The sequence below is a fragment of the Methylocystis sp. WRRC1 genome, from assembly GCF_020733155.1.
Taxonomy (GTDB): domain Bacteria; phylum Pseudomonadota; class Alphaproteobacteria; order Rhizobiales; family Beijerinckiaceae; genus Methylocystis.
This window is the reverse complement of the sequence record NZ_JAJFZJ010000001.1, coordinates 1605285-1628517: the sequence shown is the minus strand read 5'-3', so window position 1 is coordinate 1628517 and position 23233 is coordinate 1605285. Positions and strand designations below refer to the sequence as shown.

The following is a 23233-nucleotide window of genomic DNA, read 5'->3' as shown; positions in this document are numbered from 1 at the left end:
GCTACAAGGGAATGTTGCGCGAAAGCGCATAATCGCGCAGCTTTTCGCGCACCGAGGGCGCGCCGTCGTCGGCCGCGAGCAGCGTCGCCAGAAACACCTGCGCCTCGTCGAGATCGACATTGAGGATCATCGACTTCACCGGGCCGATGGCGGAGGGCGACATGGATAGCGAGCGATAGCCGATGGCGAGCAGGGCCAGCGCCTCGAGCGGGCGCCCGCCCATTTCGCCGCAAAGAGTGACGGGCGTGTTCGCGCGCCGTCCTGCTTCGGCGACGCGCTCCAGCGCGCGCAGCACGGGCGGCGAGAGATTGTCATAGCGCTTGGAGACGCGCGTGTTGTCGCGGTCCGCCGCATACATGTACTGGACGAGGTCGTTGGAGCCGACCGACAGAAAATCCGCGCGCTCCGCGATGAGGTCGAGCTCCCAAAGGAGCGACGGCACCTCCACCATGGCGCCGAGCCGCAGCGACCGCGGCGGCGAGTAGTCGTGGCGCTTTATGTGATCGAGCTCGCGCAGGGCGATGGCTCTGGCCGCCTCGAACTCCGCGACATTGGCGATCATCGGGAACATGATGCGCAGGTCGCGGTCGGCGCCCGCCTTCAGCATGGCGCGTATCTGCATCCGCAGCAGGCCGGGACGGTCGAGGCCGATGCGGATGGCGCGCCAGCCGAGCGCCGGATTCTCCTCCTCGATCTTCGCCATGTAGGGAAGAATCTTGTCCGAGCCGATGTCGAGCGTGCGGAATGTTATCGGCCGGTCGGGGGCGGCGTCGAGCACGGCCTTGTAAAAGCGGTGCTGCTCGTCCATGCGCGGAAAGCGCGGCGCGAGCATGAATTGCAGCTCCGTGCGGAAGAGGCCGACCGACGCCGCGCCGGTCTCGTGGACATGCGGCATGTCGATGGCGAGGCCGGCGTTCATGTGCAGCGCGATCTGCACCCCGTCTTTCGTGATGGCGGGAACGTCCCGCAGCCTGGCGTATTGCTCCTGACGCCTTGCCCGCAGCCGCGCCTTTTCGGCATAGGCGCTCTGAACGTCGGGCTGCGGCCGCACATGGACTTCGCCGGTGGAGCCGTCGACGATGATCGGATCGCCCGTCTCGACGATGTCGATGAGACCCTGCACGAGGCCGACGGTCGCGACGCCGAGCGCCCGGGCCACGATGGCGACATGGCTCGTCGGCCCGCCCTCCTCGAGCACGAGGCCGCGCAGGCGCTGGCGGTCGTAGTCCAGCAGGGCGGCCGGGCCCATGGTGCGGGCGACGATGATCGCGTTTTCCGGCACGCTGTCGCGGTCGGCGACATAGCTCTGACCGGTGAGCTGGTGCAGCAGCCGATTGGCGATGTCGTCGAGATCATGCAGCCGGTCGCGCAGATAGGGGTCGGTCTGGCGCTGCATGCGCGCGCGGGCGTCGTTCTGGACGCGCTCGACGGCGGCCTCCGCGGTCAGGCCGGACATCACCGCCTCGCGAAGGCGGCGCACCCAGCCGCGGTCGTTTGCGACCATGCGGACAGTCTGGAGCACTTCGCGATGCTCGCCGGCGCCCATGCGGTCGCCATGGGCGACGAGTTCGTCGATCGCGGCGCGCATGGCGTCGATCGCCTGCTCCAGCCGCCCGAGTTCGCCGGAGATGTCCTCGGCCACGAGCTGCTTGACGACGACGCGCGGCTCGTGGAGCAGCACATGGCCGAGGCCGACGCCCTCGACCATCGGCGAACCCCTGAGCGTGGCGGGACGGTAGAGCGCGAGGTCGCGGGGGTCCTCTATCGCCTGCAGCTCGCCCGAGGCGATGAGTTCGGCGAGGAGCATCGCCGTCGTCTGAAGCGCCTCGATTTCCTCCTCGGAATAGACGCGGCGAACCTTGTTCTGGACGACGAGCACGCCGAGCGTGTTGCCGCCGCGCAGGATCGGCACGCCGAGGAAGGAGTGGTAGACTTCTTCGCCCGTCTCCGGCTTGTAGGCGAAGGCCGGATGCTCCTGCGCCTCGGAGAGCGCCAGCGGCTCGGCGCTCTTGGCGATGAGGCCGACGAGGCCTTCGCCCGAGTGCATGGTGGTCTGATGCACGGCCTCGCGATTGAGGCCTTCGGTGGCGTAAAGTTCGAGACGCTGGTCGGCGCGCAGCACGTAGACGGAGCAGACCTCGGCGACCATGTTCGCGGCGATCTGCACCACGATCTTGTCGAGACGCGCCTGCGCGCTCACCGACTCCGCGCTGATTTCGCGCAGCCGGCGCAGCAAAAGGCGGGGGCCGCCAAGAGCGCTACGCATCAGATCCGTTCCCGTTTACATGGCGCCGCCGGCGGACGGACCGTCGCGAAAATGAATGTCGCCTGAGGAATCCCGCGCCGCCGCGCCGCAGCCTGTCCTGAAGCGTATATTGGCGCCGTCGGCCCTCCGCAAGCGCTGCCGACTTCCGCACGCAAGGACCATACCGGATTTTGGGCCAGATTGAATCGACTTGCGGATCGACGCCGAAGGCTCTACTGATTTTTACCATCTGTCCGGCATGTTCGACGCCCGCCGGGCGGGTCCGGGCGCGCGCCTGCGGCCGCCACGCGCGGGCGCTGCGGGAGCGAGACGCGTCCCCGCCACGCTTTTGACGTCTTTGGCGGTTCGCTATCGGATAGAGCCCGTAATCGAGAAGTGAATGTGCGTCTCCAGACCTTTCTGACCGCCCTTTTTCTGCTGTTCGTCTCTGCGACGGCGGCCCTTGCCATGGAGTCGGTGCGCGTGCCGCAGGGCGCGCGGGCGATCGACCTCACCCATGTCGTCGAAAAGCACTCCTCGCAGGGCGACCGCCTGCAGGTTTCGACCGCGCCGGGCTCCGACGGCATCGTCCGCCGCATCGAGGTGGGCGCCCGCGAGGCAGGCAGCCGCCCGAACTGGATCGTCTTCGCGCTGACGAACGACACTGACGAGCAGATCGAGCGCCTGATCGTCGCCCCGCATTTCCGGCTTCAGGGCTCGGGCGTCATATGGCCGGACCTCGGCTCCACGCGCATCAACGCCATCACCGCCAGTCAGGGCTTTCCGCCCGAAGCGGAGGACAGCGCCGACGCCGACGTCTTCAGGCTGACCCTCGATCCCGGCACCACCGTCACTTATGTGGCGGAGCTGCGCACGCCGAACCTTCCGCAGCTCTATCTCTGGGAGCCGGAAGCCTACAAGGACAAGGTGACGAGCCTGACCCTGTACAAGGGCATCGTCATCGGCATCGCGGGACTTCTGGCGCTTTTCCTCACCATCGTCTTCGTGGTGAAGGGCGCGGTCATCTTCCCGGCCGCCGCCGCGCTGGCCTGGGCGGTGCTCGCCTATGTCGTCATCGACTTCGGTTTCTGGGACAAGATTTTCGGCTCCGACGCCAACACCGACCGCATCTGGCGCGCCGGCGCGGAGACGGTTCTCTCCGCGACTCTGGTCGTCTTCCTCTTCGCCTATCTCAATCTCAACCGCTGGCATGTGCGCGCCTGGCATGTGGCGGCGCTGTGGCTGCTGATCCTCGCCGACCTCATCGGCCTCGCCATGTTCGACGCGCCCGTGGCGGCAGGCGTCGCGCGCATCTCGCTCGCGACGATCGCCGTCGTCGGCTTCGTGCTTGTGCTCTATCTCGCGTCGCACGGCTTCGAGCGCGCGATCATGCTCATCCCCACCTGGTTCCTGCTCGTCGTCTGGGTGGCGACGGCGGGATTCGCGGTCGCGGGATGGATGACGAACGACCTCGTCTCGCCGGCGCTCGTCGGCGGCCTCGTCCTCATCGTCATGCTGATCGGCTTCACCGTGATGCAGAACGCCTTCGCGACAGGCGGTCTCTCCCATGGAGCGATCAGCGACGTGGAGCGCAAGGCGCTGGCCATGACCGGCGCCAATGAGATCGTCTTTGACTGGGACGTGCCCTCCGACCATATCTACGTCAGCCCCGAAGCCGAGGCCGCGCTCGGCCTCGATCGCGGCGGGCTGGAAGGCGCCGCCTCCTCCTGGCTCGACCTTCTGCATCCCTTCGAGCAGGACCGTTACCGCGCCTGCCTCGACGCGCTGCTGGAGCAGCGCCGCGGCCGCATCAACCAGGAGTTCCGCCTGCGCGCGGCGGACGGGCACTATCTCTGCTACAGGCTGCGGGCGCGTCCCGTCGTCGGGCCGGACGGCGAGGTCATCCGCGTCGTCGGCACGCTCACCGACGTCACGGACGAGCGCAACGCTCAGGAGCGTCTGCTGCACGACGCCGTGCACGACAATCTGACGGGCCTGCCCAATCGAGAACTTTTCTTCGACCGTCTCGAAGCCGCCCTGGTCTTCGCGCGCATGGACAAGGACGTGCGCCCCACGGTGCTCGTCATAGACATCGACCGCTTCAAGCAGATCAACGAGCAGGTCGGCATCGCCATGGGCGACAGCATCCTGCTGACTGTCGCGCATCGCCTCACGCGGTTGCTGCAGCCGCAGGACACGCTGGCGCGGCTCAACGGCGACGCATTCGCCATCATCCTCGTGTCCGAGACGCACGCCGATCACGTCATCACGCTCGCCGATTCCGTGCGCCGCTCGCTGGCGACGCCGGTGCGCTTCACCGACCGCGAGATCGCGCTTTTCGCCTCCATCGGCATCGCGCTCTACGACCAGCAGATGCACCCCGGCGCCGACGACATGCTCGAGGACGCCGAGATCGCCATGCGCCACGCCAAGCGCAGCGGCGGCAATCGCATCGAGGTCTTCCGCCCGGCGATGCGCGCGCAGCGTTCCGACCGTCTGACGCTCGAGGCCGACATGCGCCGGGCGCTGGAGCGCGGCGAGGTCAAGGTCTTCTTTCAGCCGATCGTGCGTCTCGAAGACCGCACCATCGCCGGTTTCGAGGCGCTGCTGCGCTGGGACCACCCGCGCCTCGGGCGCCTCGAGCCCTCGCAATTCATTCCGATCGCCGAGCAGACCGGCCTCATCATCGACTTCGGCCTGCTGGCGCTGGAGCGCACCGCGCGTGAACTCGCCGCCTGGCAGCGCGCCCTTGCGGTCGATCCGCCGATCTTCGCCTCCGTCAATGTGTCGTCGCGGCAATTGCTGCGGCATGATCTGCTGCGCGACGTAAAGAGCGTGCTGATGCGCCACGACATCGTGAAGGGCAGCCTCAAGCTCGAACTCACGGAAAGCCTCGTGATGGAGAATCCCGAATATGCGGCGCAGATGCTGGCGCGCATAAAGGAGCTCGGCGCCGGGCTCTCGCTCGACGATTTCGGCACGGGCTATTCCTCGCTCGCCTATCTGCAGCGCTTCCCCTTCGACACGATCAAGATCGACCGCTCCTTCGTGAAGCAGAGCGGCAAGGGCGCGCGCCCCGTCATCCTGCGCTCGATCATCGCGCTGGCGCAGGATCTCGGCATGGATGTCGTGGCGGAAGGCGCCGAGACCGAGTCGGACGCGATCGAGCTTTACCAGCTCGGCTGCGGCTACGCGCAGGGCTACGCCTTCGGCCGTCCGATCAGCTCGCAGGAGGCGCGCCGGCTCGTGGGCGCGGCGCCTGAGGCGGCGTAAGCATTCCCTCCGTCCGCAAGGCGGGTTAGGGTGTCGCCGTCATTGCGAGCGGAGCGAAGCAATCGAGAGGCGCGACGCCGCCTCCGCGAACCCTCGTCGCTCCGCGCAATGACGGAACCGACCCGCATTGCGACATGACCAAAAAGCCCGCCTCCCGTCCCCTTTCCGTCGACGAATTGAGTCCCGCCGAAGCGCGCGCCGAACATGCGCGCCTCGGCGACGACATCGCGCGCTACGACGAGGCCTATTATCGGGAGGACGCGCCGCTCGTTCCCGATGCGGAATATGACGCCGCGCGCCGCCGCTACGAGGCGCTGGAAAAAGCCTTTCCGGAACTCGTCACGCCCGAATCGCTGACGAGGAAGGTCGGCGCGAAGCCTTCCGAGAAATTCGCAAAGGTAAAGCACGCCGTGCCGATGCTGTCGCTCGGCAATGTGTTTTCGGACGAGGAGGTCTTCGATTTCGTCGCGCGCGTGCGGCGTTTTCTCGGTCTTGGCGAGCGGGCGCGTCTCGCCTTCACCGCCGAACCCAAGATCGACGGGCTTTCCTGCTCGCTGCGCTATGAAGGCGGGCGCCTCGCGCAGGCGGCGACGCGCGGCGACGGCTATGAGGGCGAGGACGTCACCGCCAATATCCGCACGCTGCAGGAGATTCCGCACAAGCTCCATGGCGATGCGCCCGAGGTGCTGGAAGTGCGCGGCGAGGTCTATATGACCCACGCCGATTTCGCCGCGCTCAACGAGCGCCAGACGGCGGCCGGCAAGCCGCCTTTCGCCAATCCGCGCAATGCGGCGGCAGGGTCGTTGCGCCAGCTCGACCCGAAGATCACAGCCGGGCGGCCACTGCATTTCTTCGCATACGGCTGGGGCGAGGCGAGCGAATTGCCGGGCGAGACGCAATGGAGCGTGCTGGAGGCGTTCAGGCGCCTCGGCCTGAAGGTCAATCCACTCACCAGGCTTTGCGACGGCGCGGAGGAAATGCTCGCTCATTATCGCGCGATCGAGGCGCGGCGCGCGACGCTCGGCTATGACATCGACGGCGTCGTCTACAAGGTCGACGACATTTCGCTGCAGGAGCGGCTCGGTTTCGTCTCCCGCGCGCCGCGCTGGGCGGCAGCGCATAAATTCCCCGCCGAGCGCGCGACAACCATTCTGCGCGACATAGAGATTCAAGTGGGCCGCACCGGCGCGCTGACGCCGGTAGCGCGGCTGGAGCCCGTGACGGTCGGCGGCGTCGTGGTTTCCAACGCCACACTGCACAATGAGGACGAGATCGCCCGCAAGGACATACGCGTCGGCGACACGGTCGTCGTGCAACGCGCAGGCGACGTCATTCCGCAAATTGTGGAAGTGGTGACGGAGAAGAGGCCCCACGGCGCGAAGCCCTATCACTTCCCCCATGTCTGCCCGCGCTGCGGTTCGGCGGCGCTGCGCGAGATCGACGAGAAGACGGGAGAGGCCGATGTCGTGCGCCGCTGCACGGGCTCGCTCGTCTGTCCGGCGCAGGCGGTGGAGCGGCTGAAACATTTCGCCTCGCGCAACGCCTTCGACATCGAAGGGCTCGGCGACAGGCAGATCGAATATTTCTACGACGAGGGGCTGATAAAGACGGCGTCGGATATTTTCACGCTTGAGGAGCGCGACCGCGCGAGCCTGACAAAGATAAAGAATCGCGAGGGCTTCGGCGAAACCTCGGTGCGCAATCTCTTCGCGGCGATCGAGGCGCGCCGCACGATCCCGATCAATCGCTTTCTTTACGCGCTCGGCATCCGGCATGTCGGCGAGACCAACGCCCGCCGCCTTGCGCGCCATTTCGGCGATTTCGAATCCTTGCGCGAAACGGCGCGCGAAGCGGATCCGGGCACGGAAGCCCGCGCGCGCATCGACTCCATCGACGGCGTCGGGCCGGTGGTGGCGGAGGCGCTGCATGATTTCTTCGCCGAGCCGCACAACGAGAAGGAGCTCGACGCGCTGCTTTCGCAGGTGACGCTGGAGCCGATGCCGGAGATCGCCTCCTCGTCGCCCGTCGCCGGCAAGACCGTCGTCTTCACCGGGGCGCTGGAACGCCTCACGCGCGACGAAGCCAAGGCGCAGGCCGAGCGCTTCGGCGCGAAGGTGGCGGCGTCCGTGTCGAAGAAGACGGACCTCGTCGTGGCGGGGCCAGGCGCGGGGTCGAAACTCGCGAAGGCGCGCGAACTCGGGATCGAGGTGATCAACGAGGAGCAGTGGTTTACGCGGACGGGGCAGGGGTGATTCAGGAAATGACTTAACTTAGCGATCTCGTGATTTCTTGGCTGTTTTGTACAACCAAATATAGCCGCGATAGTCATTTCCTCCGGACGATCGCCGATTTTCCATGAAGTTATCAAGTATCTCGTAAGTGCGGATAATGCTGTCGGCCCAGTTGGTCGCGAAAAAACGACCCATGTTCCTTTTCCCTGAAATTAATAGGACACGACCTAGAACGTCATAATGAGCGCAGCAATTGGAAGCCATATTTTCTAGGCGCTCATCGAGCCACCAGTCTGTGCCTTTTTTAGGTCCAATTTCACGGATGACAATACGTCGAGACTCACGAAAATTTTCATCCTGCGCATATTTCAAGAGTTCAAACAACTTAAAGGCGGTCGCTTGGCTGTAAGCAACGAACCCTGCCCAAACCGTGATCAAAATTAAAAGGCACCGAGCGATCGCGGCGGCTATTTGACTGATCCAATAAGCTACCTCCAGTGAAGGATGCCCCGACAGGTCGCTTGGCACCATTGCCTCCCAATGCTCTTGATCGATCAACAATTAAATCAAACCACTTAAACCGCCCGCGTCCCCGGCGTCTCGCCCTTCTTGTAGGCCGTGCCGAACACGTAATCCCACCAGATCGCGTGCACGCCAAAACCCTTCTCCGCGTCGCGGAAGTGGTGCAGCATGTGCAGCCGCTTCACCATCTTGCCGAACTCCGACGTCGGCTGGCCGTGATGCGTCCAGTAGTGCACGCAGTCGTAGATCACATAGCCCGCCATGAAGCCCGCGAGCACCGGCCAGGCGAATGTCGCGCCGAACAGCGCGCGGATGATGGCGAGCGCGATCAGCATGATCGGCGCCGACAGCAGCGGCGGCATCACGAGCCGCAGCGGGTCGTTGGGATAGATGTGATGCACGCCGTGGATCAGGAACTGGAAACGCGGGCCGAGCCCGAAGGGCAGCGGAAACACCGTGTGGAACAGATAGCGGTGGCCGAAATATTCGGTCAGCGTCCAGCCGAGATAGCCCAGCACGAGGCCCAGCAGCACCAGCGCGACGCCGTTCAGCGTCAGCGAATAGAAGACCAGGCCGAGAAAGATCGGCGTATAGACGATGACCGGCGTGAGGTGATGCACGCGCGACATCTTGTCGAGGAGATCGTTCTCGAAAAGGCGCGGGGAGGCGTCGAGCGGCTCGGCCTGGGTCTTTATGTCCTGCGTCATGGGCTTACTCCGCGGCCGCGGCGACGGGGGCCGCGCGCTCGGCGGCCTGCGTCACATTTTCCGAGCGCGTGCCGAGCGAATAGGTGGGATCGAAGATGAAGGTCACGAGCAGAGCCACCCAGGAGCGATGGCAGCGCAGCGTGTCATAGAACTCCGGCGCCATGGCGGTGAGCTGCGGGAGGCGCGTCCACGGAATTTCGTGAAAGTCGTGATGCTCGTTGTGATAGCCGATATTGAGCGCGAGCTTGTTCAGCGGCCCGTAGTAATCGAAGGTGCCCTGATCGGGCGCAAAGGCGAAATGCTCCTGCACCCAGCGTGCGGAGAGGGGATGCAGGCCGCCCACCGAGAACCAGAAGGAGAAGAAGAGATAGAGCAGGGCGTTCGGCCCGAAGGCCCAGAGCACGAAGATGTCGAAGGCGGCGATCACGGCGATGTTGATATAGGTCCATTTGCCCATGATCGGCACCGTGCCCTTCAGCCGCGACAGGCGCGCGAGCTGGATCGCGGGAAAGCCGAAGAGCCACGCCGCCTTGCGCCATGTGCTGTTGCCGACCCACTCGACTTCCCACTGGCTCGGAATGTCGGCGTCGTAGTCATAGGCCGAGAGATGCGAGTGGTGCTTGATGTGATAGCAGCGAAAGCCCATCGCTGTCGGGAAGGCGTTGGGCAGGTCCGCGAGGATCGCCGTCCATTTGTTGGCGAGCGGATTGTCGAAGACGCAATTGTGAATGGCGTCGTGAATGATGACGAAATTGGCGTGATTGGCGAAGGCGCCGACGCAGATCGCCATCAGCAGCGACAGCCACCAGTAGGAAAGGCCGAGCCAGCCGAGCCAGGCGGCGATGACGAGCTGGCCGACGAAGATGCCGGCGGTGATCTTGAAGGTGACGGGGTCCTTGCCGAAGAGCTCGCGCACCTGCGGATATTTCTCGAGGATCAGCCGGCGACGCTCGACATGCGAGCGGTCGGCGCCGTTTGCGGTGACCGAAATGCCGTTCATGATGTTATCCTGTCGCTTGCGGATTTGCTGAAACGCTGTCGGGCGCACGCCGGGCTTCGCCGTCGCCGGAAAGCCGTCTTTCGTAAATGCGATGAATCTTGTCGACCTTGCCGCCGAACATTTCGATCGGCTTGCGCATGGCGAGATTGTTTTCGAGCACCCATCCTGCTTCGAGATGCTTGATCGAGGCGGAAGCGCCGCGCCGGCGCATCTCCTCGATCATCGCGAGCAGAATGGCGCCGCCGGTCGCGCTGTTCTGAAGCGCCTTGCGCGTGCCGAGCAGCACGATGCGCGCGGCGTTGAACTTGTGATGGCGCATGCGCGAGATGAGACGCGGCAGGCCGAAGGGGAAGAGCTTTCCACCCATGTCCGCCACGATCTCGAAGAGATTGGGCAGCGCGATGACGAAGGATTGGGGAACGCCGTCCAGTTCGACGACGATGCCGAATTCCGGCGGCATGACGAATTTCAGCGCGTCGGCGGTGGAGTCGAACTCGGCCTTGGTGAAGGGCACGAAGCCCCAGTTGCCGCTCCAGCCGTCGTTGAACAGCTCCTGCATCAGCGCCGTCTCGCCGGTTTTGAGCGCGTCCATGTTCAGCGGCCGCAGCTTCAGCCGGTCGCGCCATTCCCGGCGGTTCGAGATGCGGGGAGCCTCGTTGAGAAATCCTTCGTCGAGCTCGAAGCGATAGGAGATGAGGTCCTGCGCCTTTGTATAGCCGAGCGCCTCGAGATGGCGCGAGAGATAGGGCGGATGCCAGGGCATGAAGATCATGGGCGTCGCCTCGAAGCCCTCGACCAGCATGCCGCATTCGCCATTGATCGTGGGCGAGAAGGGGCCGTTGGCGCGCGTCGCGCCTTTTTCCCGCAGCCAGTTCTCGGCCGCTTCCGTCAGCGCGCGCACCACCTCGAGGTCGTCGATGGCGTCGAGCGCGCCGAATTGCGCCGGGCTCGCCCCCACGGGCGTTATGCCGTCCTTGTAGACATGCGCACTGATGCGGCCGACCCATTGTCCGTCGCGGCGGGCGAGGAACTTCTGGTCCTCCACCAGTTTGTAATGCGGATTGAGCATATGGGCGAAAAGCGTCCAGCGCTCGAGGTCGAGCGGCGGCGCGAAGCCCTTCGCGCCCGCGTAGATCAGGCGCGGCAGCTTGCAGAAGACCAGGAAGCGCGACAGTCCGTCGACGGGAAGAATCTCGATCCGCGCCATGCACAAGTCCTATCGGTCAAAACGCCGCGCGCGAAAGCGTCATATTGACGCGGAGACGAGCCTGCGGCCGAAGCGTGTCAGGCGCCCGCCATCGCCGCGGCGACGATGCGCTGGGCTTCCTCCGACACCGGAGGCATGTCGCGCAATGCGTGAATGACGCCGCGAATCTCGGCCTCGGTGTGATTGGCGGAGAAGAAGAAGCGCAGGCGCGGGCCGTCTTTGGGCACGCCGATGCGCACGACGGGCGGCACGTAATAGCCCTTTTCGAGCAAATGGCGCGCCGCCCACATGGTCTCGAGGTCGCTTTCGAACAGGATCGGCACCACGCCGCGGCCGATGGCCGGGCCGGTGGAAAAGCCGTTCTCATGCGCGACCTGGCGGAAGAGCTCGGCGTTCTGCGCGAGTTTCCCGATACGCCAGGTCTCCTCCTGCATCAGTTTGAGCGCCGTGCGCGCCGCCGCGAGAATGACGGGCGAGAAGCCGACGCTGTAGACGAAGCCGGGAAGGGTGAAGCGAAACCACTCGATCACCTCCTTCTTCGCGCAGACATAGCCGCCGCAGGAGGCGAGGCTCTTCGACATGGTGCCGACGATGAGGTCGATGCGCTGCGGATCGACGCCCTGATGCTCGGCGAGGCCGCGGCCATGGTCGCCGAGGACGCCCAGCGAATGGGCCTCGTCGACCATCAGCCAGATCTTGTATTTGTCCTTGATCTCATAGAGGCGCGGCAGGTCGGCGGTGTCGCCGTCCATGCTGTAGACGCCCTCGACCACGACGAGCACATTGCGATATTCCTCGCGATGGCGCGCCAGCAGATGGTCCAGGTGATCCATGTCGTTGTGGCGGAACTTGACGACATGGGCGGGCGCGCCCTCGGCGCCGTAGACGATGCTGTTATGCGCGAGTTCGTCGATGAAAATGGCGTCGCGCTTGCCGTTCATCAGATAGGCGATCGTCGTCACATTGGCGAGATAGCCGGAGACCAGCGCCAGCGCGCTCTCCATGCCGATGAATCTCGCGATCTCCGCCTCGAACTGCTTGTGGGTCGTGCGCTCGCCGCCGACGAGCCGCGACGCCAGGGCGCCAATGCCGAGATTGTCGACCTCGCGCTTGGCCTCCTCGCGGATGCGGGGGTGATTCGCGAGGCCCAGATAGTCGTAATTGGCGAAGCTGACGAAATGCGTGCCCTGCGCCTCGAAATCGGCGCGCAGCTTGTCGATCTGGGCGAAGAAGGGGTTGTTGAACTCGAGCAGGGCGTTGCCCGCGAGGCGGAATCTCCGCGACGCATAGTCCGAGAGGCTTCTGTGCTTCGTCACTTAAATCCGCAGTCCCTGCATGACCGGCCGCGTCGCGCGCTCGCCGGCTCAAGATAAGGGCGCGCCGCGGTCGGCGGGCGCCCAAGGAATGATCGCGTCCCTTAGCACCCCCGCCCCGTCGGCGCCAGTGCGCCGGTGCCGGCCGCCCCTATGGCGCTCGCGCGCGGCTTTCTCTATTGGCTTGTCGAATGGAACATCCGCCGCATCGCCCCCACGCCGATTTTCACTCGCCCCTCCGCCTGAGGGTGGAGAATCTTGCAGTCGCGCGCGGCGGCAGGCGGGTGTTGGACGGGGTGAGCTTCGCGCTTTCCGGCGGCGAGGCGCTGGTCGTGACCGGCAGGAACGGCGTCGGCAAGTCGACCATGCTTCGCGCGATCGCCGGGCTGTTGCCGAGAGCCGGCGGAACGGTCGCGCTGGAGGGTGGCGCGGCGGAGGCGGAACTTGCGCAACAGACCCATTATCTCGCCCATGCCGACGGCATGAAGGCGGCGCTCACCGTGGCGGAAAATCTCGATTTCTGGGCGGGCTATCTCTCCCGCGAGCCCGACCCGCGCAGCCGTTCGGTGGCGGACGCGCTCGCCGTGGTGGGGCTGTCGCATGCGCTCGACGCGCCCTTCGGGGCGCTCTCGGCGGGACAGAAGCGGCGCGCGGCGCTGGCGCGGCTCCTCGTCGCCTTCCGTCCGCTGTGGCTCCTCGACGAGCCGATGACCGCCCTCGATCGCGGTTCGCGCGAGAAATTCGCCAAAGCCATGCGCGACCATTGCGCGCTCGGCGGCCTTATCGTCGCGGCGACCCACGAACCATTGGGACTCGAAGAAGCGGCCGAACTGCCGCTGGGAGCATTGAAGTGACGTCGCCGCTCGCCTCTCTCTTCCTGCGTGAATGGCGCATCGCCCGTCGCGTCGGCGGCTCGGGCGCCATGGGCGTCGTGTTCTTCCTCACGCTCGTGACCATCGTGCCCTTCGCGGTCGGGCCGGACCCGAACCTCCTCGCCCGCATCGGTCCGGCGATCCTCTGGATCGCGGCGTTGCTCGCGAGCCTGCTCGCCTTCGACCGGCTGTTCCAGGCCGACGCCGAGGACGGCTCGCTCGACCTGCTTCACCTCGGCGACACGCCGCTGGAGCTCGCAGTGCTGGTGAAATGCGCGGCGCATTGGGCCGCGACCGGCCTGCCGCTGATCGTCGCCGCGCCTTTCCTCGGCCTCATGCTGCAGCAGGAGACGGCGTCTCTCGTCGGCGTCGTCGCGACGCTGCTCGTCGGTACGCCGGCGCTGACGCTGATTGGCGCCATCGGGGCGGCGGCGACCGTCACCGTGCGGCGCGGCGGCCTGCTGATGGCGCTCCTGGTCCTGCCGCTGACGATTCCGGTGCTGATCTTCGGCGTCTCGGCGGCGGAGGCCGCGACGGGCGGGACCGTGCCCTTCTATTCGCCCTTCTCGATCCTCTGCGCGATCACGCTCGCCGCATTGGCGCTTTGCCCCTTCGCGGCGGCGGCGGCGCTGCGGAATCTGGGGGAATGAAAAAGCGCCCGGGGGTCTTCCCGGGCGCTTCTCTTTCAGCCGTTCTCGCTCTGCTCTTTTCTTTCAGTAAAGCCCGCCCGTGCCGCTGCCGACCTGCTGGTCGACGTCGCGCGGCGTGTTGAGCTGGCGCGGCCCGCCGCCGCCGCCGCCGCCCGAATAGGAGTCGGGCGGAGCGGTGCCGGGCTTGAAGGCTTCGAGGATCGTGCCCTGGCCGGACGAACGCAGTCCCGAGCGCGGATCGACGGAGATCAGCTTGATGCCCGGCGGCACGCGGAACGGCGCGTCCGGCTTGTCTTTCAACGCGACCGTCATGAAGTCGCGGAAGATCGGCGCGGCGTAGAGCGCGGCCTGCGCATGGTCGCCCATCGAGCGCGGCCGGTCGTAGCCGATATAGACGCCGACGCAAAGGTCGGGCGAAAAGCCGATGAACCAGAGGTCCTTCGCCTCGTTGGTGGTGCCGGTCTTGCCGGCGAGATGCTTGCCGACCGACTTGATCGACACGCCGGTGCCGCGCTGGATCACGCCTTCCATGATCGAGGTGATCTGATAGGCGGTCAGCGGATCAAGCACCTGCTCGCGCTTGTCGATCAGCTTGGGCTCGTTCTGATTGTCCCACTTCGCCGCGTCGCAGCCGAGGCACTGGCGCTCGTCGTGGCGATAGATCGTCTTGCCCCAGCGGTCCTGCACGCGGTCGACCAGCGTCGCCTTGATGCGCTTGCCGCCATTCGCGAGCATCGAATAGCCGGTGACCATCTTCATCAGCGTGGTCTCGCCGGCGCCCAGCGACAGGGCGAGATAGGCGGGCATGTCGTCATAGATGCCGAAGCGCTTGGCGTATTCGGCGATGAGCGGCATGCCGACGTCCTTGGCGAGACGCACCGTCATCATGTTCTTCGAGTGCTCGATGCCATAGCGCAGCGGATGCGCGCCGGTGCCGTGCCCGCCTTCGAAGTTTTCGGGCGTCCAGTAACTGCCGTCGGCCTGCTGGATGGAGATCGGCTCGTCGAGGATCGACGAGGAGGGCGTGTAGCCGTTGTCGAGCGCCGTGGCGTAGACGAAGGGCTTGAAGGAGGAGCCCGGCTGCCGCAGCGCCTGCGTCGCGCGGTTGAACTCCGACTGGTCGAAGGAGAAGCCGCCGACCATGGAGAAGACGCGGCCCGTATAGGGGTCCATCGCCACCATGGCGCCGGAAATGTCAGGGATCTGGCGCAGGCGATACTGCCCCGGGCGGGCGGCGAACGGCTCGACATAGATCACGTCGCCCACGGTGAGGGCGGCGCGCGGGCTGCGGCCGGTCCAGCGCATGCCCTCGGCGGTCAGCAGGCCGGTCTCGCGCTCGCGGGCGACTTCGCCGGATTTCTCGCGGCCGGGCTGCAATCCGATGCGGGCGCCCGAATCGTTCACGTCGAGAACCACGGCGAGCCGCCAGGGACGCACGTCGCCCAGCGCCGGAATGGCGGCGAGCGTCACGCCCCAGTCCGACGAGACGTCGATATGGTTCATCGCGCCGCGGAAGCCATGGGCCTCGTCGAAGCGGACGAGGCCGTCGGCGAGCGCCTTGCGGGTCCATGCCTGCATCTTCGGGTCGAGCGTGGTGCGGACCGAGAGGCCGCCCTCGTAGAGCGTCTTCTCGCCATAGCGCTCGAGCAATTCGCGGCGCACTTCCTCGGCGAAATAGCCGGCGACATAAGTGTTGGGCGAGAGCACGCGCGGATTGACGCCGAGCGGTTCGGCCTTCGCCTTGGCCGCCTCCTCGGCGGTCACGAAGCCGTCGGCCTCCATGCGGTCGATGACATAGTTGCGCCGCTCGATGGCGCGCTCGCGATGCTGGAAGGGGTGGTAGTTGTTCGGCCCCTTCGGCAGGGCGGCGAGATAGGCGGCCTCCGCGAGCGTCAGCTCGTTGACCGACTTGTTGAAGTAGTTCAGCGCGGCCGCGGCGACGCCATAGTTGCCGAGGCCGAGATAGATCTCGTTGAGATAGAGCTCGAGGATGCGCTCCTTGGAATAGGCGGCCTCGATGCGGAAAGAGATCAGCGCCTCGCGGATCTTTCGGTCGATCGAACGCTCGTTGCCGACAAGGAAGTTCTTCGCCACCTGCTGGGTGATGGTCGAGGCGCCCTGCACATGGCGGCCGCCCTGCGCCAGCACGGTGAGGGCGCGCATCACGCCCTCGGGATCGATGCCGTTGTGCGTGTAGAAATTCTTGTCCTCGGCCGAGATGAAGGCCTGCTTGACCAATTGCGGAATGGCGGAGTTCGGCAGGAACAGCCGCCGCTCCTTCGAATATTCGGCGAGGATGGAGCCGTCGCCGGCGTGCATGCGGGTCGTGACCGGCGGCTCGTAGTTGCGCAGCTGCGCCGTGTCCGGCAGGTCCTTCGAATAGTAATAGATCAGCCCGGCGGCGGCCACCGCGCCAATGAGGAAGAGGATCGTCCCCGTTGCAAAGACAAAGCCTAGAAACCTTGCGAGCAGTCGCATGAATTATCTTCCTCGCAGCATCGGGCCTTGAACGCCCGGGCCTGATATGGGGTCTGTTCCGCCATCTGTCTTCGACCTGTCCCAATTTTAATGGGACATCGCCGGAGAGGCGCGCATCGCGCCGACGCCTTATGCTTGTTGGACCTGGGGCCGAAACGGATATTCATTCCGCCTGTCGACCTTCAGCTTACGTTTGCTTTACCATCGCCGGCGCCTGTCAATCCAGTGGCTTTTGGCCGATCCGTCCATGCGCAACCTGCCGAAACCACGGGATGAACGCCAATTCTTGCGTCGATTGACGGGCTTACTCGTCACGCTCAAGCCAAGCGAACGCCGATAATTCCGTCCGCGCGCGACGCGCCTGCGCCTTCGCGCGCCTCCCTCAACTGACGCTCTTTTGTGTTTTATTGTGGGCGCTGCGCTGTTTCGGCTGGCGCTCGCGCCTCGCGGGCGCGGGTCGCGAAGAAAGCCTCGACCGCCTCGGCGGTCTTGCCCGCGGCGTGATCCCGCCATTCCGGCGAGGTCAGCCGGGCGAGGTCCTTCTCGCTCGAGAGATAGCCGAGCTCCAGCAAAACGGAGGGCACGTCGAACGCCTTGAGCACGACGAAGCCCGCGGAGCGGGCGGGATTCTTGTTGAGGCTGCCGGCGTCCTTCCAGCGCGAAATCAGCGCCTGCGAGAACTGGCGGCTGAAGGCGAGAGTCTCGCGCTGCGTGAGTTCGAACAATATGCCGCCGATCTCCTCCGCGTCCTCCTTGCGTTCGAGTCCGGCCGCCTGATCGGCGAGATTTTCCTTTTCCGCGATTCGGGCGGCCTCGGCGTCCGAGGCCTTGGCCGACACCGTGTAGACGGTCGCTCCTTCGACATGCGGCTCGGCCAGCGTGTCGGCGTGGATCGAGAGAAACAGGGCTGCGTTGCTGGCGCGGGCGAGGCGCACCCGCTCGTTGAGCGGGAGGAAGACGTCCTCGTTGCGGGTCATGACCGCGTGAAGCCGGCCGCCGGCCTCGATCTTGGCGGCGAGCACGCGAGCGAATTCGAAGACGATCGCCTTCTCCTGCTCGCCATGCTTGCCGGTCGCGCCCATGTCGACGCCGCCGTGGCCGGGGTCGATCACCACGACCGGTTTGCCGGAAGGGGCCGCGGGCGGGGCGGCCGGTTGCGCCGCCGCCGGCGCCGGCAGGGCGGCGCTTTCGGCGGCGGCCGCGGCGAATTTGGCGGGGTCGGTCGGCGCGAGTTCGAGGATAAGGCGGGCCCCGTCCTTCACCGGCTCGCTTTCGGCGCGCAGGATCTTCGCCGGCCCCGCGAGATCGACGACGACGCGCGAACGCCCCGGCGCGAATTGGCCGTAACGGTATGATTTGACGAGCTTCGAGCCGGCCGGCGCGCGTCCCTCCTGCGGATCGATCCGGAAGGCGACCTCCGGCAGGTCCACGATGACGCGCGGGGGATCGGCGACCGGGTGGGCGCTCGCCTTGACGGCGCCGGTAAGATCGAAAATGAGCTTCGTGCGATCGGGAAGGGCCTCGACCCGGCTGGCGAACGCAGTCACGGTCTCGGGGCCGGCTCCGAAAGCGGAACAGGCGAAAAGGCCCCAGATCAGCGCCGACGTCGCGCCGATTCGCCCCGGCGCGCGCGCGAAAAGCCGCCCAAAGATTTGTTTGCGCTTCAAAAGCGACCGCCCCATTCCCCCTCGCTCCCACGCACGGCTGCCAACTCGAGGTTGGCGTGTAAAGGATTTTGAAAGAAACTCCGTTAAGGGATCGTTAGCCTCTCCCGGTCCCGCCCGCCAGCCTCATATGTCAGGAAAATGGCGGCGCCTCGTTGCGGCGCTTGCGCGTTTCGCGGGCGCCAGCTATGAAGTAACGCGCTCTGTGGGAATCCCTGGGCCGGCCCGGCCGCATCGAGCCATGAAAGCTTGGGTCAGCGGATTTTCGGGACAGCAGTCTTTACGTCATGCGCGGCCCTGGCCGGTTGTGACGCATACTCGCCGCCTTCGGGCGTCGCGAAAGGTTTTTTGACGATCTCATGGCCACGACCATGACATGCGAAAAAGCGAAAAGTCTCCTCGCCCGGTCCGACCGAGCGGTGGACTTTCGCTTCTCTCGCGCGGGCCTTGGCCGCCTTGAACTGGGCCGCGGACTGAAATTCGGTCGCGCCCCGGATTGTCATCTCGTTCGGCTGATCGCCGCGACGCCCGGCCAAGGCCGGCGTCGGGCGGCACATCCCAGCGATCTGTCCGCCGGTCCTCGCGCCGGCCAGCGTGTTAGAGGCCTTCGGCCTTCTCCCCTTTCTCCGACAACAAGCGCACGCGCCGTCAGGCCGCGCCGAATAGCGGTCGCCGCATCCCCAACAGGATTGCGGCGCGGCCCGCCGGCGCCGACGCGCGCAGCGCTGCAAAGAGTTCCCCATGGCCAACAAAATGCTGATCGACGCCTCCCATCCGGAGGAAACCCGGGTGGTGGTGCTACGCGGTAACCGCGTTCAGGAATTCGACTTCGAGGCTGCCGACAAGAAACCGTTACGCGGCAATATCTATCTGGCGAAGGTGACGAGGGTCGAACCCTCGCTGCAAGCCGCCTTCGTCGACTACGGCGGCAATCGCCATGGTTTTCTGGCCTTCGCGGAAATCCATCCCGACTATTACCAGATCCCCGTCGCCGACCGTCAGGCGCTGCTGGAGGAGGAGAGCCGCGCCCATCGTCAGGACGAGGAGGAGGAGCATCACCGGCCGCATGGCCGCGGCCGCCGTTCGCGCCGCCGTCAGCATGAGGGCGCCGAGAAGCGCGCCAGCGCCGACGAGGCGCTGAGCAGCGAGCCGATCGACGTCGAGGCGCTGCTGGAGGCGGCCGCAATCGAGACGCAGGAAACGCCCGCCGATCAGACGTCAGCGGGCCCGTTCGCGCCGGAGAGCGCGGAGGAGCCCGCGCCGACCGCCGAGGCGGAGGGCGCTCCGGAGACCCCCTTCGCGCCCGCGGAAGAAGCGCTCGCCCCGGCCGACATCGAGGTCGAGGCCGAGGCTGTCGAGGAGCTCGAAGCCGAGTTGACGCGCGCCGAAGAGGCGCATCACACCATCTCCGTCGATCCGTCGGGCTTCGGCTCGGTGGAGGAAGGCGAGGCTGCTGAATACACTGCCGAGACTCAGGCCCCCGACCATGAGCTGAAGGCGTTCCGTCAGGACGAGCGCGACGAGGCGCGCGAGCGCGCCCGCGAGGAGTCGGCCGAGGAAGGCCCGGAGGGCGTCGCCGAGACGCAGGCTCGCGCCGATCATCCGGCCGACGAGGACCACGACGACGAGGAGCACGACGAAGAGGACGACGTCGAGCATATCGGCGGCGACGCCATGGATGAGGCTCCCTATCGCGCCGCCCGTTCGCGTCGCCAGTACAAGATTCAGGAAGTCATCAAGCGCCGGCAGGTGCTGCTGGTGCAGGTCGTCAAGGAAGAGCGCGGCAACAAGGGCGCGGCGCTCACCACCTATCTCTCGCTCGCCGGCCGCTATTCGGTGCTGATGCCCAACACCGCGCGCGGCGGCGGCATTTCCCGCAAGATCACGGACGGGGCCGACCGCAAGCGCCTCAAGGAAATCGTCCACGATCTCGAAGTGCCGGAGGGCATGGGCGTCATCCTGCGCACCGCCGGCGCCACCCGCACCAAGGCGGAGGTCAAGCGCGACTTCGAATATCTGCTGCGCCTTTGGGAGAGCGTGCGGGAGCTGACGCTGCGCTCGAGCGCGCCGACCCTCGTCTATGAGGAGGGTTCGCTCATCAAGCGCGCCATCCGCGACCTTTATGGCCGAGACGTGGAGGAGGTCGTGGTCTCCGGCGATGAGGCCTATCGCGAGGCCAAGGACTTCATGCGCATGCTCATGCCGAGCCATGCGAAGAATGTGAAGCAGCACCGCGAGGCCTTCCCGATCTTCGCCGAGAGCGGGGTCGAGGCGCAGCTCGACGCGATGTTCTCCAATCACGTCACGCTGAAGTCCGGCGGCTATCTGGTCATCAACCAGACGGAGGCGCTGGTCGCGATCGACGTGAACTCGGGCCGCTCGACGCGCGAGCACAATATTGAAGACACGGCGCTGCGCACGAATCTCGAAGCCGCGGACGAAGTCGCCCGCCAGCTGCGCCTGCGCGATCTCGCCGGCCTCATCGTCGTCGACTTCATCGACATGGAGGAGAGCCGCAACAATCGGGCGGTGGAGCGCCGCCTGAAGGACGCGCTCAAGAACGACCGAGCCCGCATTCAGGTCGGCCGCATCTCGCATTTCGGGCTGCTCGAAATGTCACGCCAGCGCATCCGCGCGGGCGTCGTCGAAGGCTCGACCGTGCAATGCCCGCATTGCCTCGGCGCCGGTCATGTGCGCTCGACGGCCTCCGTCGCGCTGCATGTGCTGCGCGTGCTGGAGGAGGCGCTCATCAAGAGCGCGGCGCATGACGTGACGCTGCGCACCCGCGCCGTCGTCGCGCTCTACATCCTCAACCAGAAGCGCGCCCATCTGCACGAGCTGGAGAGCCGCTTCGGCGTCCACATCACCGTCGCGGCCGACGATACGCTGACTGGCGCGACGTATCATGCGCTGGAGCGCGGCGAACTCGCCAGCGGGCCGCGCCTGCCGGCGGCGCCCGCGCCCTTGCGCGTAGACTCCTTGCGCGCCGAGCCGCTCGAGGAAGAGCCGATCGAAGAGGAAGCGCTCGTCGAGACGGGCGAGGAGGGCGAAGAGGAAATCGCCCGCGCCGAATCCCGCCGCGAGGAGCGCGTCGCCCGCAGCCGTTTCAACGGCGAAGAGGGCGAGGAAGGGGCGCAGCGCTCGCGCCGTCGCCGTCGCCGTCGCGGTCGAGGCGGCGGACAGGCCGGCGAGCAGATGCCGCTCGGCGCCGAACAGCCGTCGGACGAGGGCCTCGCCTTCATGGCCGCGATCGAGGGAGCGCCGGCGCCGCGCGAGCCGCGTCCGGAGCGAGCCGGCCGCAGCCGCGGCCCTGAACGCGGACCCGGCCGCTGGCGCCGTTCGGCGCCGCTGCCCGAGGAGTTCCGCCATCCCTCGGAGATGTTCCCGCTCGACGAGGGCGTCGTGGATGCGGCGGATTTCGTGTCGCCGGGCGAGGCGCATATGCCTCCCTTCGCGCCGGAGACCGTGAGCCTCGAGGCTGCGTCGCCTTCCGTTCCCGCGGCGCCTGTCGAGGAGGCGGCTCCGCCCGTCGAGGCCGCAAAACCCGAGGCGGCGCAACCCGAGGCGGCGTCTGTCGAGACGCCCGGCGCCGCGTCTGCGCCTGTCGAACCCCAGGCTGTCGAGCCCCAGGCTGTCGAATCCCAGGCTGAAATGGCGACCGAGCCGACGCCCGCGCCGCAACCTCCGGCTCCGCCGCGTCAACCGACCGAGGTGGTCATCACCGAGGCCGATCCCAACCGCCCCAAGAAGGGCGGCTGGTGGCAACGCGTGCGCACTCCATTCGGGGAATGAGCGCGAGAGGCGCAGACAGGGTGAGGCGAGCGCGAGCCGGCGGCTCGCGCCCCTCGCCCCGGGCGTCTCAGCCGCGCGGCGCCTGGTCGCGAAGCCAGTCCTCGAGCCGCGCGACGCCTTCGGCGACCTGCGACGGGGCGCCGGCGTAGGAAAGGCGCAGGGTCGTCGCGCCGCGTCCGGGATCGAAATCGGGGCCGGGGGTCGCGGCGACGCCCGCTTCCGCCAGCATGCGTCTGCAGAAGTCCATCGAGTCGCAGGTGAAGCGCGAGACGTCGGCATAGATGTAAAAGGCGCCGTCCGGCGGCGCGAACCGGTCGAGCCCCATCGCCGGGAGGCGCTCCATCAGCAGCGCGCGGTTTTTCGCGTAAGCCGCACGATTTTCCTCCAGCTCCCCGGTCGCGTCGAATGCGGCGAGCGCCGCGCGCTGCGACAGCGTCGGGGCGCATATCGCGAGCGACTGCTGGAGCCGTTCGAGCGGACGCATCAGTTCCGGCGGCGCGATGAGCCAGCCGAGCCGCCAGCCGGTCATGGCGTAATATTTCGAGAAGGAATTGACGACGATGGCGCGATTCGTGAAACGGAGCGCCGTCTGCGCAGGCGCCGCATATTCGAGCCCGTGGTAGATTTCGTCCGAGACGAAGACGATCCCCGCCTCGTCGCAATAGCGCGAGATGCGCTCCAGTTCCTGCGCGCCGATCATCGCGCCGGTGGGATTGGCGGGGCTCATGAACAGCGCGCCGTCGAGCCGCTTCTCGCGGTGCGCGGCGGCGAGCATGTCGGCTGTCGGCGCAAAGCGGGTCTGCGGCCCGACGTCGAGCGGGACCGCCTCCAGTCCGAGCGACGACAGAATATTGGCGTAGGCCGGATAGCCGGGCGCCGTGACGGCGATGCGCGCGCCGGCGTCGAAAGCCGCGAGCAGCGCGAGGAGAAATCCGCCTGAAGAACCCGTGGTGACGATCACGCGGTCCGGCGTCACATCGACGCCATAGCGTTCCCCGTAATGCGCCGCTATGCGTTCGCGCAGCCCGATCTCGCCGAGCGCCTCTCCATAGCCGAGCGCGCCGTCGCGCAATGCCGCCGCGGCGGCCTCGCGCACGAGACGAGGCGCCGGCGCGCCGGGTTCGCCGAGCTCCATATGGATGATGCGCCGCCCCGCCCGCTCCAGCGCCCGCGCCTCGCGCAACACGTCCATCGCCATGAAGGGGGCGACGGCGGAACGCCGCGAAGGCCGCAGTGGCGAAGTCATTAAGCATTTCCTTTCGTCGCGCGTCCGCAGAGG

General features: G+C 66.5%; 14 protein-coding genes. 5 read left to right on the top strand and 9 right to left on the bottom strand.

Annotated elements, in window-relative coordinates; genetic code table 11:
* Position 1: 1 nt before the first annotated feature.
* Positions 2-2266, bottom strand: a complete 2265-nt coding sequence (gene ptsP, locus LG047_RS07890; RefSeq protein ID WP_227966200.1) for a phosphoenolpyruvate--protein phosphotransferase — start codon at positions 2264-2266, stop codon at positions 2-4.
* 381 nt (positions 2267-2647) lie between these two features.
* On the opposite strand from ptsP, the gene LG047_RS07885 reads away from it, so the two are divergent.
* Together LG047_RS07885 and ligA are read left to right on the top strand one after the other, a co-directional pair.
* Positions 2648-5518, top strand: coding sequence for an EAL domain-containing protein (locus LG047_RS07885; protein ID WP_370635026.1), 2871 nt, complete (start codon positions 2648-2650; stop codon positions 5516-5518).
* A gap of 134 nt (positions 5519-5652) precedes the next feature.
* Positions 5653-7770 carry an NAD-dependent DNA ligase LigA gene (ligA, locus tag LG047_RS07880; protein WP_227966199.1) on the top strand — a complete coding sequence of 706 codons (2118 nt, stop codon included), beginning with the start codon at positions 5653-5655 and terminating at the stop codon, positions 7768-7770.
* Positions 7771-7788: 18 nt separating this feature from the next.
* Here the strand turns inward: ligA and LG047_RS07875 are convergent, their stop codons facing one another.
* The 5 genes from LG047_RS07875 to LG047_RS07855 all read right to left on the bottom strand — a co-directional run bounded on the left by LG047_RS07875 (position 7789) and on the right by LG047_RS07855 (position 12501).
* Positions 7789-8307, bottom strand: a complete 519-nt coding sequence (locus LG047_RS07875; protein ID WP_227966198.1) for a hypothetical protein — start codon at positions 8305-8307, stop codon at positions 7789-7791.
* Between the two features lie 17 nt (positions 8308-8324).
* Entirely contained in the window at positions 8325-8978 is a 654-nt protein-coding gene (locus tag LG047_RS07870) for a sterol desaturase family protein (RefSeq protein WP_227966197.1), read from the bottom strand.
* 4 nt (positions 8979-8982) lie between these two features.
* Entirely contained in the window at positions 8983-9978 is a 996-nt protein-coding gene (locus tag LG047_RS07865; RefSeq protein ID WP_036283585.1) for a fatty acid desaturase, read from the bottom strand.
* Positions 9979-9982: 4 nt separating this feature from the next.
* Positions 9983-11185, bottom strand: coding sequence for a hypothetical protein (locus tag LG047_RS07860; protein WP_227966196.1), 1203 nt, complete (start codon positions 11183-11185; stop codon positions 9983-9985).
* A 77-nt stretch (positions 11186-11262) separates the two neighbouring features.
* Positions 11263-12501, bottom strand: a complete 1239-nt coding sequence (locus LG047_RS07855; protein ID WP_227966195.1) for an aminotransferase class I/II-fold pyridoxal phosphate-dependent enzyme — start codon at positions 12499-12501, stop codon at positions 11263-11265.
* A gap of 188 nt (positions 12502-12689) precedes the next feature.
* On the opposite strand from LG047_RS07855, the gene ccmA reads away from it, so the two are divergent.
* Positions 12690-13352 carry a heme ABC exporter ATP-binding protein CcmA gene (gene ccmA / locus LG047_RS07850; protein ID WP_227966194.1) on the top strand — a complete coding sequence of 221 codons (663 nt, stop codon included), beginning with the start codon at positions 12690-12692 and terminating at the stop codon, positions 13350-13352.
* Positions 13349-14020 carry a heme exporter protein CcmB gene (ccmB, locus tag LG047_RS07845; RefSeq protein ID WP_036283580.1) on the top strand — a complete coding sequence of 224 codons (672 nt, stop codon included), beginning with the start codon at positions 13349-13351 and terminating at the stop codon, positions 14018-14020. The genes ccmA and ccmB overlap by 4 nt, the downstream gene beginning before the upstream one ends.
* 63 nt (positions 14021-14083) lie before the next feature.
* Here the strand turns inward: ccmB and LG047_RS07840 are convergent, their stop codons facing one another.
* Both LG047_RS07840 and LG047_RS07835 read right to left on the bottom strand, forming a co-directional pair.
* On the bottom strand, positions 14084-16498 hold the full coding sequence (locus tag LG047_RS07840) for a penicillin-binding protein 1A (RefSeq protein ID WP_227966193.1): 2415 nt from the start codon (positions 16496-16498) through the stop codon (positions 14084-14086).
* 404 nt (positions 16499-16902) lie between these two features.
* Positions 16903-18165 carry an N-acetylmuramoyl-L-alanine amidase gene (locus LG047_RS07835; protein WP_227966192.1) on the bottom strand — a complete coding sequence of 421 codons (1263 nt, stop codon included), beginning with the start codon at positions 18163-18165 and terminating at the stop codon, positions 16903-16905.
* 738 nt (positions 18166-18903) lie between these two features.
* Between LG047_RS07835 and LG047_RS07830 the strand changes: the two genes are divergently transcribed.
* Positions 18904-21954: a ribonuclease E/G gene (locus LG047_RS07830; protein ID WP_227966191.1), complete on the top strand. Its 3051-nt coding sequence runs from the start codon at positions 18904-18906 to the stop codon at positions 21952-21954.
* A 67-nt stretch (positions 21955-22021) separates the two neighbouring features.
* Here the strand turns inward: LG047_RS07830 and LG047_RS07825 are convergent, their stop codons facing one another.
* The gene (locus LG047_RS07825) at positions 22022-23200 is read right to left on the bottom strand and encodes an aminotransferase class I/II-fold pyridoxal phosphate-dependent enzyme (RefSeq protein ID WP_227966190.1); all 1179 of its coding nucleotides are present in this window, start codon (positions 23198-23200) and stop codon (positions 22022-22024) included.
* Between the last annotated feature and the right edge of the window lie 33 nt (positions 23201-23233).